This window comes from Citrobacter youngae, assembly GCF_003818115.1.
Lineage (GTDB): Bacteria > Pseudomonadota > Gammaproteobacteria > Enterobacterales > Enterobacteriaceae > Citrobacter > Citrobacter youngae.
On the sequence record NZ_RPOI01000021.1, the window covers coordinates 117,063 to 135,218 of the forward strand.

Genomic DNA, 18,156 nt, shown 5'->3' on the forward strand with positions numbered 1-18,156 from the left:
AATGGCTATCGAAATCAATGTACCGGACATCGGGGCTGATGAAGTTGAAATCACCGAGATCCTGGTCAAAGTAGGCGACAAAGTTGAAGCTGAACAGTCGCTGATCACCGTAGAAGGCGACAAAGCCTCTATGGAAGTTCCGTCTCCTCAGGCTGGTATCGTTAAAGAGATCAAAGTCTCTGTTGGCGACAAAACTGAGACCGGCAAACTGATCATGATTTTCGATTCCGCCGACGGTGCAGCAGCAGCTGCACCTGCTCCGGCAGAAGAGAAGAAAGAAGCGGCTCCGGCAGCAGCACCTGCTGCTGCGGCAGCGAAAGACGTACACGTACCGGACATCGGCGGCGACGAAGTTGAAGTTACCGAGATCATGGTTAAAGTGGGCGACACCGTTGCGGCTGAACAGTCTCTGATCACCGTAGAAGGCGACAAGGCTTCCATGGAAGTTCCAGCGCCGTTCGCGGGCGTGGTGAAAGAGATCAAAATCAACACCGGCGACAAAGTGTCTACCGGCTCCCTGATTATGGTCTTCGAAGTGGCGGGCGCAGCGCCTGCTGCTGCACCGGCTCAGGCGGCTGCTCCAGCAGCGGCGGCGGCTCCGGCTGCTTCTGGTTCGAAAGAAGTTAACGTACCGGACATCGGCGGTGACGAAGTGGAAGTCACTGAAGTGATGGTTAAAGTGGGCGATAAAATTGCCGCTGAGCAGTCACTGATCACCGTTGAAGGCGATAAAGCGTCAATGGAAGTTCCGGCACCGTTCGCGGGTACTGTAAAAGAAATCAAAATCAGCACCGGCGACAAAGTTAAAACCGGTTCTCTGATTATGGTCTTCGAAGTAGAAGGCGCAGCACCGGCTGCCGCCCCTGCGCAAGCTGCAGCTCCGGCTCCGGCCGCTGCACCTGCACAAGCCGCAGCGCCTGCTCCGGCAGCGAAAGCAGAAGGCAAATCTGAATTTGCTGAGAACGACGCTTACGTCCACGCTACGCCGCTGATTCGTCGCCTGGCGCGCGAATTCGGTGTGAACCTGGCGAAAGTGAAAGGGTCTGGCCGTAAAGGTCGTATCCTGCGTGAAGACGTTCAGGCTTACGTGAAAGATGCTATCAAGCGTGCTGAAGCGGCTCCGGCTGCAGCAGCAGGCGGCGGTATCCCGGGCATGCTGCCATGGCCGAAAGTGGACTTCAGCAAGTTCGGTGAAATCGAAGAAGTGGAACTGGGCCGTATCCAGAAAATCTCGGGTGCTAACCTGAGTCGTAACTGGGTGATGATCCCGCACGTTACTCACTTCGATAAGACCGATATCACCGATCTGGAAGCGTTCCGTAAACAGCAGAACGCCGAAGCTGAAAAACGTAAACTGGACGTGAAATTCACCCCAGTAGTCTTCATCATGAAAGCCGTTGCCGCAGCTCTGGAACAGATGCCGCGCTTCAACAGCTCCCTGTCTGAAGACGGTCAGCGCCTGACCCTGAAGAAATACATCAACATCGGTGTGGCGGTAGATACGCCGAATGGTCTGGTTGTTCCGGTCTTCAAAGACGTGAACAAGAAGAGTATTACCGAGCTGTCTCGTGAACTGACCGTGATCTCCAAGAAAGCGCGTGATGGCAAGCTGACTGCTGGCGAAATGCAGGGCGGTTGCTTCACCATCTCCAGCATCGGTGGCCTGGGTACTACCCACTTCGCGCCGATTGTGAACGCGCCGGAAGTGGCTATCCTCGGTGTCTCCAAGTCCTCTATGGAGCCAGTGTGGAACGGTAAAGAGTTTATGCCGCGTCTGATGATGCCGATTTCGCTCTCCTTCGACCACCGTGTAATTGACGGTGCTGATGGTGCGCGCTTTATCACCATCATCAACAACATGCTGTCTGACATTCGCCGCCTGGTGATGTAAGCGAAAAAGCCGGCCCGACGGCCGGCTTTTTTCTGGTAATCTCATGAAGTCAGTGAGGTTATTGTGCGAAAGACAAATCGGTTGCCGTTTGTTGTTTCAAAATTGTTAACAATTTTGTAAAATACGGGCGGATAGAACGACCCGGTGGACGACGGGTATAAATTAAGAGGTCATGATGAGCACTGAAATCAAAACTCAGGTCGTGGTACTTGGGGCAGGCCCTGCAGGTTACTCTGCTGCCTTCCGTTGCGCAGATTTAGGTCTGGAGACCGTCATCGTAGAACGTTACAGCACCCTTGGTGGTGTTTGTCTGAACGTCGGCTGTATCCCTTCTAAAGCGCTGCTGCACGTAGCAAAAGTTATCGAAGAAGCCAAAGCGCTGGCTGAACACGGTATCGTTTTTGGCGAGCCGAAAACTGATATCGACAAGATTCGTACCTGGAAAGAAAAAGTTATCACTCAACTGACCGGCGGTCTGGCGGGTATGGCCAAAGGCCGTAAAGTGAAAGTGGTTAACGGTCTGGGTAAATTTACCGGGGCGAACACCCTGGAAGTTGAAGGCGAAAACGGCAAAACCGTGATCAACTTCGACAACGCAATCATCGCGGCGGGTTCCCGTCCGATCGAACTGCCGTTTATTCCGCATGAAGATCCGCGCGTGTGGGATTCCACCGATGCACTGGAACTGAAAACTGTTCCTAAGCGCCTGCTGGTTATGGGCGGCGGTATCATCGGTCTGGAAATGGGTACCGTGTACCATGCGCTGGGTTCAGAGATCGACGTGGTTGAAATGTTCGACCAGGTTATCCCGGCTGCCGATAAAGACGTGGTTAAAGTCTTCACCAAGCGCATCAGCAAGAAATTCAACCTGATGCTGGAAACCAAAGTGACCGCCGTTGAAGCGAAAGAAGACGGTATCTACGTTTCCATGGAAGGCAAAAAAGCGCCTGCTGAAGCTCAGCGTTACGATGCTGTGCTGGTGGCTATCGGTCGTGTACCGAACGGTAAAAACCTCGATGCGGGCAAAGCTGGCGTGGAAGTTGATGACCGTGGCTTCATCCGCGTTGACAAACAGCTGCGCACCAATGTGCCGCACATCTTTGCTATCGGCGATATCGTCGGTCAGCCGATGCTGGCGCACAAAGGTGTTCACGAAGGTCACGTTGCCGCTGAAGTTATCGCCGGTAAGAAACACTACTTCGATCCGAAAGTTATTCCATCCATCGCGTACACTGAACCAGAAGTTGCATGGGTTGGCCTGACTGAGAAAGAAGCGAAAGAAAAAGGCATCAGCTACGAAACCGCCACCTTCCCGTGGGCTGCTTCTGGCCGTGCTATCGCTTCCGACTGCGCGGATGGTATGACCAAACTGATTTTCGACAAAGAATCTCACCGTGTTATCGGTGGTGCGATTGTCGGTACCAACGGCGGCGAGCTGCTGGGCGAAATCGGTCTGGCGATCGAAATGGGTTGTGACGCTGAAGACATCGCGCTGACCATCCACGCGCACCCGACTCTGCACGAGTCCGTTGGTCTGGCAGCTGAAGTGTTCGAAGGTAGCATCACCGACCTGCCGAACCTGAAAGCGAAGAAAAAGTAATCTTCCCGCTTTTGTGAAAACGCCTCTTCGGAGGCGTTTTTTTTGCCTTAAGATTCACCGCAATTTTCCCGGCAGTCTCTTAATGACGAGACAACCAATGCGTTGGCTGTTCAGGGCGCTACGGGATGCCAGGTTTTTTCAGGGCTGTACTCAGTCATCGCCTGTGCTTTCTGTTGTGATGCTTCGCCAAGGTTGGCCTGATAAACATTGTCATCGCCGCTAATCATAAAGCTCATCACTCCGGTGTGACCGTAGCTAATCGGCCATGCAATCATGGCGAAACCACTGGCTTTGTCCGGCAGTATGCGGAAACGATAACCGTGATAACCCGTGCCGGGTTCTTGTGGGCTGAAGGCGGGTCCCAGAGGGCTTGGCGCTTCGCCTGGTGTGACGGGCCAGTAAAGCCCATCTTTTTTACCTTCGCTACTGACAATTTTTTGCGCATACGATTTGTTCAGCGCGTAATAGCTTTGCTGCGCGTCAACGTAGGCGTGCAGCGCTTCGATGGCTGAAAGCTCGTTGCGACCGATCGTTCTAGTGAGGATCTCCTCCTGGGCTTCGGTCATATCGAACGCCCAGCCTTTGCTGGTTTTCACCATCGGTATGGGTAACTGCCAGTCATCTTGCCCTACGTTGAGATGCGCCATATTGCCCTGCAGCACAATGTGATGGCTCACCTTCCAGTCGCGATTAAAGCGTGCCACTGCTTCCGGATCGGCCCCTTCTGGTGGCAAAAAATGTCGCCAGTTTTCACCCAGTAGCGCCGTGAGCTGCTTTTCATTTTGCTGCGTCACCGCAGCGGCAAATGCACTGGCCGCGTCTTCGGGGGAGGTGAACGCCTGTTGCGCATAGCTCACCAGCGGCAAGGAGAGCAACAGGGCGCTTAACATAATTTTTTTCATCATCGGCTCCGGTTAATGACGGCGAAATTCGTGGTGCTCAGAAAAATTTTCACGTGCCGCAGCGCGCTGCCCGCTGTTGAGGTTGCCCGCGCGACGGCTTTCCTGCCCACGCAGTTGCTGGGACTGCCACGACGGTGAGCGACTGTCATTCCCGCTGAAGACGTTTGAATGCGTATTCTGACGGGAGGCCAGACGTTGTTGCGAGTTGGATGATTCAACGCGTTGGCGAGCGGTTTCCCTTTGCTGCTGTGAAACTGGATGCTGCTGAGCTTTTGACTTCAGTTCAGAGCGGTGCTGCTGTTGCGTAGTGGATTTATTCAGCGTCTTCTGTGCTGCTTCACGACGGCTGTTGTTTTGTGTTTCGTCATAGCCACGATAGTTATTGCGCTGGGCAATTTGATTTAGCTGTGAAGAGGCTGCTTTGCGTTGAGCATCCCGCGATGTCTGACCCGACAAGTTTGCCGGGGAGGTCTGGCTACGCTGTTGGAACTGCGTCATTGCGGCCTGACGCTGGCTGTCTCGTGTGGCAGTGGTGGTCGGTGTATGTTGAGTGGCGCTTAATCCCCCGCTAACGTTGGTCTGATGAAAACGTTGTGCGACCGCGTCGTTCTGGTAAGGCACGCCGTTACGGTACGCAGGGTTATGCTGCCAGGCAATGTTTTGCCCTTTAAGGTTTTGTCCGGAGATATGGTTGAAATTGTTAACATCAATATTGATGTTATCTCCGTTGTGCTGGTAGCCATTACCGCCGTGAGGGCCGTCATGGTCATGATAGTCATCATCATGGTGATGGTCGTCGTCATCCCAGTCGATGTTACTGAACAGTGCATACGTCGTCGCAACGCCCAGGCTATAGCCGAAACCTTTGACGAAGCTATCGGCAAACTGCTCGCCCGGAGGGGGCGGCAGATAGACAGGGGGGTAGGCGGTATTAGGCCAACTGCCGTAAACAACGGTTGGATTGTAGTTCGGCACATATACCACCTGTGGATCGGTCGGCTCAATTTTGATAACCGTCGAGGTGGGCGCGCTGCTGGTCACTTTCGTCGTTGATGATGACGGCGTCTGAATCACGGTTGTTTTCTGGGTGTTCGTGACCGTTTGCTGCGGAGTGGATTTTAGCGAGCCTGTTTGCTGAGCCAGCAAACGCAGGCGCTGTACGGCATCCATCACGTCCTGTGGTTGTGCCAGAAACGCATTCCCCAGGTTTTGTACCCAGTCAGGGTTTTCGCCCATCAAGGCCATCAATTGCGGAAATGCCACCAGCGACTTCACGCTGGGGTCCCATGACTGGCCGGACACTGCCTGAATGGCGGCGTCACCTTGCAGTGTCGGATTATCACGAGACCACTGAACCGCCTGCACCACGTTCGATGGATATGTTGAGGCCATCAGCACCTGAGACAGCAACGGGTCAGGGTAGAGCGCAACAGGGGCAACCCACTGATCGAGTTGAGCTGTGGTATACGTTGTTGGCGCAACCGGGGCTACTGCGGGAGCCGCCGCAACGGGCGGTTGAGGCGCTGCTGCCGGGGCAGGCTGAGAGGGGGCTTCTGGTGTGCGGCTGTTTACATACAGTACGCCCGCACCGACAAATAACCCTGCACTGCACGCCAGAGCAATGATATGGGGCTTAAAGGGCAACGTCATTTTATCTCTCCCGACTCATTAAGAATCGTCATAGTCATTATGCCTGCCGCCAGTGGGTGCAGTGTTCCGTGAGTATAAAGAGACAATAGTTTAATTTTTGACGAATCTTGGGATCGTTAACGCAAGTTTATTACCAGGGAGCTAAATAATGTGACTAAACATTGCGGGCGAAATTATCATTCCCCTTCTGCCATGACGAAGAGCGTTAGACCATCCTTAACGATTCAGCCAATTTTTTATGTTGCTTTTTTGTAAACAGATTAACACCCAACGAAAATCCTGTTATTGTGCCTTTTGCGGTACCGGGCATTTACCCTACTAACTGCTGTCTCACAGGAGCGTGAAGAGAATCGCCCATATACAAAAGCGCCGCATTATGACAATGAGAGCGAGGAGATATCGTCGTGCTAGAAGAATACCGTAAGCACGTAGCTGAGCGTGCTGCCCAGGGGATTGTGCCGAAACCCTTAGACGCAACCCAAATGGCTGCACTTGTCGAGCTGCTGAAGACCCCGCCTGTGGGCGAAGAAGAATTCCTGTTAGACCTGTTGATTAACCGCGTTCCCCCTGGTGTAGATGAAGCCGCTTACGTTAAAGCCGGTTTTCTCGCCGCTGTCGCTAAAGGTGACACTACCTCTCCGCTGATCACGCCAGAAAAAGCCATCGAACTGCTGGGCACCATGCAGGGCGGTTATAACATTCATCCGCTGATTGATGCGCTGGACGATGCCAAACTGGCGCCGATTGCCGCCAAAGCGCTCTCTTCAACGCTGCTGATGTTCGATAACTTCTACGATGTGGAAGAAAAAGCCAAAGCGGGCAACGAATATGCGAAGCAGGTCATGCAGTCCTGGGCTGATGCCGAATGGTTCCTCAACCGTCCGGCTCTGGCTGAAAAAATCACCGTTACCGTCTTTAAAGTGACCGGTGAAACCAACACCGATGACCTCTCTCCGGCACCGGACGCATGGTCCCGCCCGGATATCCCGCTGCACGCGCTGGCGATGCTGAAAAACGCCCGCGAAGGTATCGAACCGGATCAGCCGGGCGTGGTAGGCCCAATCAAACAGATCGAAGAACTGCAGAAAAAAGGTTACCCGCTGGCCTATGTGGGTGACGTTGTCGGTACTGGTTCTTCGCGTAAATCTGCGACCAACTCCGTGCTGTGGTTTATGGGTGATGATATTCCTCATGTACCGAACAAGCGCGGTGGTGGCTTGTGTCTGGGTGGCAAAATTGCACCTATTTTCTTCAACACTATGGAAGATGCGGGCGCGCTGCCAATTGAAGTGGACGTAAGCAACCTGAACATGGGCGACGTGATTGACGTTTACCCGTTCAAGGGCGAAGTGCGTAACCACGAAACCAACGAACTGCTGGCTACCTTCGAACTGAAAACCGATGTGCTGGTTGACGAAGTACGTGCCGGTGGCCGTATTCCGCTGATTATCGGTCGTGGCCTGACCACCAAAGCGCGTGAAGCGCTGGGGCTGCCGCACAGCGATGTATTCCGTCAGGCGAAAGATGTAGCGGAAAGCAGCCGCGGCTTCTCTCTGGCACAGAAAATGGTTGGCCGCGCATGTGGCGTAACCGGCGTCCGTCCGGGGGCCTACTGCGAACCGAAGATGACTTCCGTCGGCTCTCAGGATACCACTGGCCCAATGACCCGCGATGAACTGAAAGACCTGGCGTGCCTGGGCTTCTCTTCTGACCTGGTGATGCAGTCGTTCTGTCATACCGCTGCGTATCCGAAACCTGTTGACGTGACCACCCACCATACTCTGCCTGACTTCATCATGAACCGTGGCGGCGTGTCGCTGCGTCCGGGCGATGGCGTAATCCACTCCTGGCTGAACCGTATGCTGCTGCCGGATACCGTAGGTACCGGTGGTGACTCTCATACCCGTTTCCCGATCGGTATCTCTTTCCCGGCGGGTTCTGGTCTGGTGGCGTTTGCGGCTGCGACCGGCGTGATGCCGCTGGATATGCCGGAATCTGTTCTGGTGCGTTTCAAAGGCAAAATGCAGCCGGGTATCACCCTGCGTGACCTGGTTCACGCCATTCCGCTGTATGCGATCAAACAAGGTCTGCTGACCGTTGAGAAGAAAGGCAAGAAAAACATCTTCTCTGGCCGCATTCTGGAAATTGAAGGTCTGCCGGATCTGAAAGTTGAGCAAGCATTTGAACTGACCGATGCATCCGCTGAGCGTTCCGCTGCGGGTTGTACCATCAAGCTGAACAAAGAGCCGATCGTTGAATACCTCAGCTCTAACATCGTTCTGCTGAAATGGATGATCGCCGAAGGTTACGGCGATCGCCGTACGCTGGAGCGTCGTGTGCAGGGCATGGAAAAATGGCTGGCGGATCCGCAGTTGCTGGAAGCTGATGCTGACGCAGAATACGCGGCAGTGATCGACATCGATCTGGCGGATATCAAAGAGCCGATCCTGTGCGCGCCGAACGATCCGGACGACGCGCGTCTGCTGTCTGACGTGCAGGGTGAGAAGATCGACGAAGTGTTCATCGGTTCCTGCATGACCAACATCGGTCACTTCCGTGCAGCGGGTAAGCTGCTGGATGCGCATAAGGGCCAGTTACCGACCCGTCTGTGGGTGGCTCCACCAACGCGTATGGATGCGGCACAGCTCACCGAGGAAGGCTATTACAGCGTCTTTGGTAAGAGCGGGGCGCGTATTGAGATCCCTGGCTGTTCATTGTGCATGGGTAACCAGGCGCGCGTGGCGGACAACTCAACCGTGGTGTCGACTTCTACCCGTAACTTCCCGAACCGTTTAGGGACTGGGGCGAACGTCTACCTGGCTTCTGCGGAGCTGGCAGCGGTCGCGGCACTGATTGGCAAACTGCCAACGCCGGAAGAGTATCAGACCTATGTGGCGCAGGTAGATAAAACGGCTGTAGATACCTACCGTTATCTGAACTTTGACCAGCTCTCTCAGTACACCGAGAAAGCGGAAGGTGTGATTTTCCAGACGGCGGTATAATTCGCTAGCGCATTTTGCGCAAAAACGCATCAATGCCCGGAGAGGTCAGCTTCTTCGGGCATTTTTATTTCTATTCCTTATACCCGCTACGCTTTTTTTCTGCCGCGCTGCTGCGATAATTACAGCAAGGTGCAGTGCGGTATTGGCGCACTGCCGGGAGCAGAGGAACACATTATGGATTACGAATTTCTGCGCGATATTACCGGAGTGGTAAAGGTGCGTATGTCCATGGGCCACGAAGTGGTGGGGCACTGGTTTAATGAAGAAGTGAAAGATAACCTGGCCTTGCTCGATGAAGTGGAACAGGCGGCGCGTGCGGTAAAAGGCAGTGAACGTTCCTGGCAGCGAGCAGGGCATGAATACACGCTCTGGCTGGATGGCGAAGAGGTTATGGTTCGCGCCAATCAACTGGAGTTCACGGGCGATGAAATGGAAGAAGGAATGAATTACTACGACGAAGAGAGTTTATCTCTGTGCGGCGTTGAAGATTTCTTGCAGGTGGTTGCCGCGTATCGTGAATTTGTGCAACAGCGTTAATTCGCACTCGGCTCTGCCGGGGGGCGCTGCGTTTACCCGGACTGGCGCAACGATGTCATTCCCGGTTCGTAGGCCCGATAAACGTAGCGCCATCGGGCACGGTGCCTTATTTAACGTAAGCCAACAGGCTTAAGGAGTCGCGCGCCAGCGCTTTGCATTTCTTTGCCGTAGGGATGCCGATACCGCTGAGATCGCGATAGCTGTCTTCACCGAGTGCTTTCATATTGAAGGTGTCGTAGTTACTGAGGTCCCACTGGTTCTGTTGAGCAAAAAAGACCAGTGCGCGACGTATCTGCCCGTTGGGCAAATTCTGGTATCCACAGTCATTTTTCAGAAAAACAAAAACTGCCGTTAAATCGGCCATATCTTCGGCTTCGGACTCACTCAGCGCATAGCTGTTTGCGCATACGGCCATCAGGCTGCCGAACAAAACTGTTCTGAAAAACGTCTTCATTGCTTCTACCACTGCATCACGGAAATTAAACGTTAGCATACTGCGAGCGAAGCGACGACCTTTATTATCAGCCGTTCACTTGACCTTCCCGTAGGGGGAGGGCTTATGCTTAAAAGATAGCCTGCTTAAGCTGCTGAATATAAGGAAATGAATATGCAACGTCGTGACTTTTTAAAGTATTCCGTGGCGCTGGGCGTCGCGTCAGCTTTACCTTTGTGGAGCCGCACCGCTTTTGCGGCTGACCGCCCTGCGTTACCCATTCCAGACCTGTTAACTGCGGATGCTTCTAATCGCATACAGCTGATTGTGAAAGCCGGGCAGTCGACGTTTGCGGGGAAAACCGCCACCACCTGGGGATATAACGGTAACCTGCTCGGACCCGCAGTAAAACTGAATACAGGTCAGGCGGTGAGCGTGGATATCCATAATCAGCTGGCCGAAGAGACGACGTTGCACTGGCATGGGCTGGAAATCCCTGGAGAAGTCGATGGCGGGCCGCAAGGTGTTATTCCGGCGGGCGGGAAGCGTTCAGTGACCTTTACCCCTGCGCAACGGGCTGCAACCTGTTGGTTCCATCCGCATCAACACGGGAAAACCGGACGTCAGGTTGCGATGGGCCTGGCTGGGTTGGTACTGATTGAAGATGACGAGATCCGCAAACTATTGCTACCGAAGCAGTGGGGTATCGACGATGTGCCGGTGATTATTCAGGACAAACAGTTTTCCGCTGACGGACAAATTAATTATCAGCTGGATATGATGACCGCCGCCGTCGGTTGGTTTGGCGATACGCTGCTAACCAATGGGGCGATTTACCCACAACATGCCGCGCCACGCGGCTGGTTGCGCTTGCGTCTGCTGAATGGCTGTAACGCACGCTCACTGAATATCGCGGCCAGCGATAACCGTCCCCTGTACGTGATTGCCAGTGATGGTGGATTGTTAGCTGAGCCGGTAAAAGTGACCGAACTACCGATGCTGATGGGTGAGCGTTTTGAAGTATTGGTGGATGTGAGCGACGGAAAAGCTTTCGATCTGGTCACATTGCCTGTCAGTCAGATGGGGATGGCGATCGCGCCATTTGATAAGCCACATCCGGTGATGCGCGTTCAGCCGCTGCTGATTACCGCCTCCGGCACGCTGCCGGATACGCTGACAGCTATGCCGGCGCTGCCGTCGCTTGATGGGGTGACGGTACGCAAACTGCAGCTGTCTATGGATCCGATGCTCGACATGATGGGCATGCAAATGCTGATGAAGAAATACGGCGGGCAGGCCATGGCAGGGATGGATCATGGGCAGATGATGGGCCATATGAATAACGACAATATGGGCCACGGAAACATGGATCATGGCAATATGAACCACGGTGAGATGGGGAATATGCAGCATGGCGGCATGGGCAACATGAAGCAGGATGGCACATTCGATTTCCATAATGCCAACCGGATTAACGGGCTGGCGTTTGATATGAATAAACCGATGTTTGCCGCGACGAAAGGCCAGCATGAACGCTGGGTCATTTCCGGTCAGGGCGACATGATGCTGCACCCGTTCCACATTCACGGCACGCAGTTCCGCATTTTGTCTGAAAATGGCAAAGCGCCTGCTGCGCACCGTACGGGATGGAAAGACACTGTGCGGGTAGAGGGCGGCGTCAGCGAGGTACTGGTGAAGTTTGACCACGATGCGCCGAAAGAACATGCCTATATGGCGCACTGCCATCTGCTGGAGCACGAAGACACCGGCATGATGCTCGGTTTTACGGTTTAAACAACGACGTCTCTGCGCTTGCCCGGCCTGCAGGATATTTCTTGTCGGCTGGGTAAGGCATATCCCCTGCATATTCTGCCATTGAACATAAAGTAATCGCCTTTGGGGCCGATAATCATCACATACCCAATGTGAGTTCAATGGATGAAAAAACGTGATTAAAAATATTCGTGTTATTACCGGTATTCTGCTGGTTCTCGCCATTTTCTGTTTACTGCAGGCCGTTACGGGAAGCCTGTTTTACTCTGCGGTAAACAATGACAGGCATAATTTCCAGAACTCAGGCACCCTCAACGCTCAGCAAGAAAATCTGAGTGACAGCGTCAATACGTTGATTAAAACCCGTGTTACGGTGACGCGCGTCGCCATCCGCTTTTTAAAAAATCAGCGCGATCCCGCCTCGTTGGCCGCGATCAACACGCTGCTCAATACCGCCAGTGATTCAATGAAGAAGGCCGAAGGCTATTTCGCCCAGTATCAGGGATTACCGCAGGTGACAGGGCAAGATCCGCAGATCGCCAGTGAAATGGAAAAGCAGTATCGCCAGATGCACGAAGTGATGAAATTATCGATTGAGTATCTGCGAGCGAATAACTATCAGGCTTATGGCGATCTTGATGCCCAGAAAGCGCAGGATGAGATGGAAACGAGCTATGATCACTGGCGAAACGAGAATAATGCGCTGCTGCAGCATGCTGCTGCGGAGAATCAGCTCAGTTTTTCCCGTATGCAGTGGACACTGGGAGGCATCGTTCTGGTTGTGCTGATCGTTCTGGGCATGATCTGGAGCGGGTTGCAACACATCCTGCTTAAACCGCTGGCGCAGATTATGGAGCATATTCGCGTCATTACCGGTGGAGACTTAACCCATAAGCTCAATGTTGAAGGTCGCAACGAAATGGGCCGACTGGCGATGGGGTTGGAAGAGATGCAACAGTCGCTGATTTCGACAGTCACTGCCGTACGCAATAGCTCGGAGTCAATTCATACCGGGGCCGCTGAAATATCCTCGGGCAACAACGACCTTTCTTCGCGCACCGAGCAGCAGGCGGCCTCGCTTGAGGAAACGGCCGCCAGCATGGAGCAGTTGACCGCGACAGTGAAGCAGAATACGGACAATGCGAAACAGGCAACCCAATTGGCGAAAAACGCCTCTGATACTGCCGCTCGCGGTGGTCGTGTTGTTGATACCGTTGTGCATACGATGAGTGAAATAGCGGACAGCTCGCAGCAAATCGCGCAGATCACGAACGTTATCGACAGTATTGCCTTCCAGACCAATATTCTGGCGCTGAACGCCGCGGTAGAAGCGGCCAGAGCCGGAGAGCAGGGGCGTGGTTTTGCGGTTGTGGCAGGTGAAGTCCGGACTCTGGCAAGCCGTAGTGCCCAGGCAGCAAAAGAGATCAAAGCGCTGATTGATAATTCAACCCACTGTGTAGGCATGGGATCGCAGCAGGTTTCGGATGCCGGTAAAACCATGGCAGAAATTGTCGCGGCGGTGACCCGTGTGACCGATATCATGGGCGAAATTGCGTCTGCTTCTGAAGAGCAGAGTCGGGGGATTGAACAGGTTAGCCTCGCGGTTTCGCAGATGGACAGCGTGACCCAGCAAAACGCCGCGCTGGTGGAGGAGTCAGCGGCGGCGGCGGCCTCTCTGGAGCAACAGGCCGAGCAGTTGCGGCAGGCCGTTGCGGTATTTCGTATTACCCGCGAGAAGGCGGTGAGTGGGGCTCGAAAACCACTGCAGGACGCTCCGCGCCAGGATCGCGTTGTCTCTACTACCCAGGATCAACATTGGGAAACGTTCTGACCTGAAAAAGTCCGATTTTGCTCACGCTAAAAGCCGGGTTCGTTGCCCGGCTTTCGTGTATTCAGAGCGCGTTAAAATGTGTGCGCAGGCTCTCTGAGTAACTATCAGAGGAATGCGGTCTCTTTGCTGGTATACTTCATCCACTGAATTGTTTGTATGCTGTCGCAAGTTTTGTGGTTAGTGCGAGCCACCGTCTCTTTGGCGGTGTATCAAGGTAAGTGCTTTCTTTCGATTTGCATGATGTGTTAACTGATAAAAATCAGTGAGTTATTTCTTTTATGAAACATACTGTAGAAGTCATGATCCCGGAAGCGGAGATCAAAGCGCGTATTGCCGAACTGGGACGTCAGATTAACGAGCGTTACAAGGACAGCGGCAGTGATATGGTGCTGGTAGGCCTGTTACGCGGTTCATTTATGTTTATGGCTGACCTGTGCCGTGAAGTGCATGTCTCCCACGAAGTCGATTTCATGACCGCCTCCAGCTACGGCAGCGGAATGTCCACCACGCGTGATGTTAAAATCCTCAAAGACCTGGATGAAGACATTCGTGGCAAAGACGTGCTGATTGTTGAGGACATCATCGACTCCGGCAACACGCTGTCAAAAGTGCGTGAAATCCTGAGCCTGCGTGAACCTAAATCTCTGGCGATTTGTACGTTGCTGGATAAACCTTCTCGCCGTGAAGTGAACGTACCGGTCGAGTTTATCGGTTTTTCCATTCCAGATGAGTTCGTTGTTGGCTACGGCATTGACTATGCACAACGTTATCGCCATCTGCCGTATGTTGGCAAAGTGGTGTTGCTGGACGAGTAATGGGCTGGAGCGCCTGATGGCGCTTCGCTTATCAGGCCTACGGCGCTGATTTGTAGGCCGGGTAAGGCGTAACCGCCACCCGGCAATATCACCTTACTTATGGTTGCTGTGCTTCTGGCTGAGGTTCGACAACCCCTGTCGGTAGCGTTGCTCCAGTGTTTCGCGGCTGGTAGCCGTGACGTCCAGATCGCGCAGCAGACCATCATGAATACCGTAAGCCCAGCCGTGAATTGTCACTTTCTGACCGCGTTTCCAGGCTGAACGCATAATGGTTGAGTGACCCAGGTTATAGACCTGCTCCATAACATTCAGTTCGCACAGGGTGTCCATGCGACGTTCCTGCGGCATTTCGCCCAGCAGTGAGCTGTGTTTAAACCAGATATCGCGGATATGCAGCAACCAGTTATCAATCAGCCCCTGTTCTTTATTTTCAATAGCCGCCTGGACGCCGCCGCAACCATAGTGGCCACAAATAATAATGTGTTCCACTTCCAGCACATCCACCGCATACTGAACCACTGAGAGACAGTTCAGGTCGGTGTGAATGACCAGATTAGCAACATTACGGTGAACAAACAGTTCACCCGGTTCAAGACCGGTTAAACGTTCAGCGGGAACGCGGCTATCGGAACATCCAATCCATAGAAAACGCGGATTCTGCGCATGCGTCAGCGTTTCAAAAAATCCGGGATCCTCTTCTATCAGCATCTTTGACCATAGTGCATTGTTGCTGATGAGTGTATCTATGTCTTTCATGGAGTTGTACAACCCGAAGCCAGATAAATTCGATGGGCTAATATAGGGTAACTCCGGCATTATTTAAACTATATATAAAATGTCAGAACGTAAGGTAAGTAAAAAACCATGACCATTGCTCTGGAACTTCAACAACTTAAAAAAACCTATCCCGGTGGCGTTCAGGCGTTGCGTGGCATAGATTTGCAAGTCGAAGCGGGTGATTTCTATGCGCTGCTAGGTCCCAATGGCGCGGGGAAGTCCACCACCATCGGTATTATCAGCTCGCTGGTGAATAAAACCTCCGGGCGGGTGAGCGTGTTCGGCTACGATCTCGATAAAGACACGGTTAACGCCAAGCGTCAGCTTGGGCTGGTGCCGCAGGAGTTCAACTTTAACCCGTTTGAAACCGTGCAGCAGATCGTGGTCAACCAGGCCGGTTACTACGGCGTAGAGTATAAAGAGGCGGTTAAACGCAGTGAAATTTATCTAAAACAGCTCGACCTGTGGGAAAAACGTAACGAGCGTGCGCGCATGCTTTCCGGCGGGATGAAGCGCCGCCTGATGATTGCCCGTGCGCTGATGCACGAGCCAAAATTACTCATCCTTGATGAACCAACTGCCGGTGTTGATATTGAATTACGCCGCTCAATGTGGGGCTTTTTAAAGGATTTAAACGATAAAGGTACGACGATTATTCTAACCACCCACTACCTTGAAGAAGCGGAAATGCTGTGTCGCAATATCGGCATTATTCAGCACGGCGAGCTGGTGGAAAACACCTCGATGAAAAATCTGCTCTCTAAGCTCAAATCTGAGACGTTTATTCTCGATCTGGCGGCGAAAAGTCCGCTACCTAAGCTGGAAGGCTATCAATACCGCCTGGTTGATACCTCCACGCTGGAAGTTGAAGTTCTGCGCGAACAGGGGGTGAACAGCGTGTTCTCGCAGCTGAGCGCTCAGGGTATTCAGGTATTGAGTATGCGGAACAAGGCGAACCGGCTGGAAGAGCTGTTTGTTTCTCTGGTTCATGAAAAACAAGGAGATCGCGCATGATGCAGCTTTACTGGGTCGCGCTGAAAAGCATCTGGGCGAAAGAGATCCACCGCTTTATGCGTATCTGGGTGCAAACCCTGGTGCCGCCCGTTATCACCATGACGCTCTATTTTATTATCTTTGGTAATTTGATTGGCTCACGGATCGGTGAAATGCACGGTTTTAGCTACATGCAGTTTATCGTGCCGGGGCTTATCATGATGGCGGTGATTACCAACTCGTACGCTAATGTGGCGTCGTCGTTCTTTAGCGCCAAGTTTCAGCGCAACATTGAAGAACTGTTGGTTGCACCGGTACCGACGCACGTAATCATCGCCGGTTTTGTCGGCGGTGGCGTGGCTCGCGGTCTGTGTGTGGGCATTCTGGTCACGGCTATCTCACTGTTCTTCGTGCCGTTCCAGGTGCACTCCTGGGTCTTCGTGGCGCTGACGCTGGTGCTGACGGCGGTGCTGTTTTCGCTGGCGGGCTTGCTGAACGCGGTTTTCGCCAAAACCTTTGACGATATCAGTCTGATCCCGACCTTCGTGTTAACGCCGCTGACCTATCTGGGGGGCGTTTTCTACTCGTTAACGCTGTTACCGCCGTTCTGGCAGGGACTGTCGCACCTGAACCCGATTGTCTACATGATTAGCGGGTTCCGCTACGGTTTCCTCGGCATTCACGATGTGCCGCTGGTGACGACCTTCGGTGTGCTGGTGGTGTTTATCGCCGCGTTTTATTTACTGTGCTGGTATCTGATTCAGCGCGGGCGCGGACTGCGCAGCTAACCTCTTTTCCTCTCCCTGAACGGGAGAGGAAACTTTTGATGTTTATCACCCTTACATATTTATCACCCTGATAAACTACTTGCCTGCTAAGGAGGTAGGCGATGCTAGGTTGGGTAATTACCTGTCATGACGATAAGGCACAGGATATGCTGCAGCGTCTGGAAAAAAAGCACGGCCCTTTGGTCCAGTGTCAGGCGGTGAGTTTTTGGCGAGGTCTCAGCTCGAACATGCTAAGCCGTATGATGTGCCATGCCCTGCATGCCACAGACTCAGGCGAGGGCGTGATATTCCTGACCGATATGGCCGGGGCTGCGCCTTACCGCGTGGCTTCGTTAATGAGCCATAAACATCCCCAGTGTGAAGTCATTTCTGGTATCAGCTATTCATTACTTGAGCGAATGATTTCGTCGCGGGAATCAATGAGCAGTTCTGCGTTTCGCGATTGCATCGTTGCGCTTGGCGGGCCTGAAGTCTCCAGTCTCTGGCATCAGCAACAAAAAAATCCCCCCTTCGTGTTGAAGCATGATTTGTATGAGTATTAATCATTGGTATTGATGGCGCTTTTGCTACAATAGCCGGGGTTTCTCGCCTCGGTTATCTCATATGGTTATGCGCCTTCTGCTTGTTTTATTGCTCCTGTTCTCTGGCAGCGTTGCTGCGGCGTTGCCTGCTCGTTATATGCAAACGACCGAAGCGGCTGCCGTTTGGGCGCAGATCGGTAATAAAATGGTGACGGTCGGGAATATTTGCGCCGGTCAAATCCTCTCAGTAGAACCGATGGCCGCTGACTACTATGAATTCCCCTTTGGCTTTGGTACCGGGTTTATCGATAAGGGACACCTGGAGCCTGTTCAGGGCCGGCAGAAGGTTGACGATGGTTTAGGCGACCTCAACAAGCCGCTCAGTAATCAAAGCCTGGTAACCTGGAAAGACACGCCCGTTTATAATGCTCCGGATGTCGGTAGCGCCCCGTTTGGCGTACTGGCGGACAACCTGCGCTATCCCATCATTAGTAAGCTCAAAGACCGACTTAATCAGACCTGGTTTCAGATCCGCATTGGTGGCAGGCTGGCCTATATCAGTGCGCTGGATGCGCAGGAAGACCACGGTATTCCCGTGTTGACCTACCATCATATTCTGCGTGATGAAGAGAATACCCGTTTT

At 53.1% G+C, this 18,156-nt stretch carries 14 protein-coding genes and 1 pseudogene; 11 read left to right on the top strand and 4 right to left on the bottom strand.

The annotated features are described in order from the left end of the window. Position 1 precedes the first annotated feature (1 nt). Positions 2-1,891, top strand: a complete 1,890-nt coding sequence (aceF, locus tag EHN13_RS18225) for a pyruvate dehydrogenase complex dihydrolipoyllysine-residue acetyltransferase (RefSeq protein WP_124021863.1) — start codon at positions 2-4, stop codon at positions 1,889-1,891. A gap of 175 nt (positions 1,892-2,066) precedes the next feature. Further along, the gene (lpdA, locus tag EHN13_RS18230; RefSeq protein ID WP_124021864.1) at positions 2,067-3,491 is read left to right on the top strand and encodes a dihydrolipoyl dehydrogenase; all 1,425 of its coding nucleotides are present in this window, start codon (positions 2,067-2,069) and stop codon (positions 3,489-3,491) included. 110 nt (positions 3,492-3,601) lie between these two features. On the opposite strand, the gene EHN13_RS18235 is transcribed toward lpdA, so the two are convergent. Beyond that, entirely contained in the window at positions 3,602-4,396 is a 795-nt protein-coding gene (locus EHN13_RS18235) for a DUF2950 family protein (protein ID WP_101741397.1), read from the bottom strand. A gap of 9 nt (positions 4,397-4,405) precedes the next feature. Continuing rightward, positions 4,406-6,043: a DUF3300 domain-containing protein gene (locus EHN13_RS18240; protein ID WP_124021865.1), complete on the bottom strand. Its 1,638-nt coding sequence runs from the start codon at positions 6,041-6,043 to the stop codon at positions 4,406-4,408. Between the two features lie 404 nt (positions 6,044-6,447). Here EHN13_RS18240 and acnB point away from each other — a divergent pair, with 404 nt between their 5' ends. Together acnB and yacL are read left to right on the top strand one after the other, a co-directional pair. Then, positions 6,448-9,045, top strand: a complete 2,598-nt coding sequence (gene acnB / locus EHN13_RS18245; RefSeq protein ID WP_061067258.1) for a bifunctional aconitate hydratase 2/2-methylisocitrate dehydratase — start codon at positions 6,448-6,450, stop codon at positions 9,043-9,045. Positions 9,046-9,219: 174 nt separating this feature from the next. Further along, complete coding sequence (gene yacL, locus EHN13_RS18250) at positions 9,220-9,582, top strand: protein YacL (protein WP_048212673.1); 363 nt, start codon at positions 9,220-9,222, stop codon at positions 9,580-9,582. A 106-nt stretch (positions 9,583-9,688) separates the two neighbouring features. Here the strand turns inward: yacL and EHN13_RS18255 are convergent, their stop codons facing one another. Then, positions 9,689-10,036 carry a YacC family pilotin-like protein gene (locus EHN13_RS18255; RefSeq protein ID WP_003018667.1) on the bottom strand — a complete coding sequence of 116 codons (348 nt, stop codon included), beginning with the start codon at positions 10,034-10,036 and terminating at the stop codon, positions 9,689-9,691. A gap of 153 nt (positions 10,037-10,189) precedes the next feature. On the opposite strand from EHN13_RS18255, the gene cueO reads away from it, so the two are divergent. The 3 genes from cueO to hpt all read left to right on the top strand — a co-directional run bounded on the left by cueO (position 10,190) and on the right by hpt (position 14,434). Beyond that, positions 10,190-11,809 carry a multicopper oxidase CueO gene (gene cueO, locus EHN13_RS18260; protein ID WP_124021866.1) on the top strand — a complete coding sequence of 540 codons (1,620 nt, stop codon included), beginning with the start codon at positions 10,190-10,192 and terminating at the stop codon, positions 11,807-11,809. 154 nt (positions 11,810-11,963) lie between these two features. Further along, the gene (gene tcp / locus EHN13_RS18265) at positions 11,964-13,619 is read left to right on the top strand and encodes a methyl-accepting chemotaxis citrate transducer (RefSeq protein WP_115643877.1); all 1,656 of its coding nucleotides are present in this window, start codon (positions 11,964-11,966) and stop codon (positions 13,617-13,619) included. A gap of 278 nt (positions 13,620-13,897) precedes the next feature. Then, entirely contained in the window at positions 13,898-14,434 is a 537-nt protein-coding gene (gene hpt, locus EHN13_RS18270; RefSeq protein ID WP_003018658.1) for a hypoxanthine phosphoribosyltransferase, read from the top strand. A gap of 93 nt (positions 14,435-14,527) precedes the next feature. On the opposite strand, the gene can is transcribed toward hpt, so the two are convergent. After that, complete coding sequence (gene can, locus EHN13_RS18275) at positions 14,528-15,190, bottom strand: carbonate dehydratase (RefSeq protein ID WP_008786227.1); 663 nt, start codon at positions 15,188-15,190, stop codon at positions 14,528-14,530. Between the two features lie 108 nt (positions 15,191-15,298). On the opposite strand from can, the gene EHN13_RS18280 reads away from it, so the two are divergent. The 4 genes and pseudogenes from EHN13_RS18280 to EHN13_RS18295 all read left to right on the top strand — a co-directional run. Continuing rightward, the gene (locus EHN13_RS18280; RefSeq protein ID WP_048212670.1) at positions 15,299-16,225 is read left to right on the top strand and encodes an ABC transporter ATP-binding protein; all 927 of its coding nucleotides are present in this window, start codon (positions 15,299-15,301) and stop codon (positions 16,223-16,225) included. Further along, positions 16,222-16,992: an ABC transporter permease gene (locus EHN13_RS18285; protein WP_003829467.1), complete on the top strand. Its 771-nt coding sequence runs from the start codon at positions 16,222-16,224 to the stop codon at positions 16,990-16,992. Before EHN13_RS18280 ends, EHN13_RS18285 begins: the two co-directional genes overlap by 4 nt. Before the next feature lie 101 nt (positions 16,993-17,093). Continuing rightward, positions 17,094-17,534, top strand: a complete 441-nt coding sequence (locus EHN13_RS18290; RefSeq protein ID WP_048212669.1) for a PTS sugar transporter subunit IIA — start codon at positions 17,094-17,096, stop codon at positions 17,532-17,534. A 61-nt stretch (positions 17,535-17,595) separates the two neighbouring features. After that, positions 17,596-18,156 (top strand): annotated as a pseudogene (locus EHN13_RS18295) (polysaccharide deacetylase family protein); the annotation flags it as partial.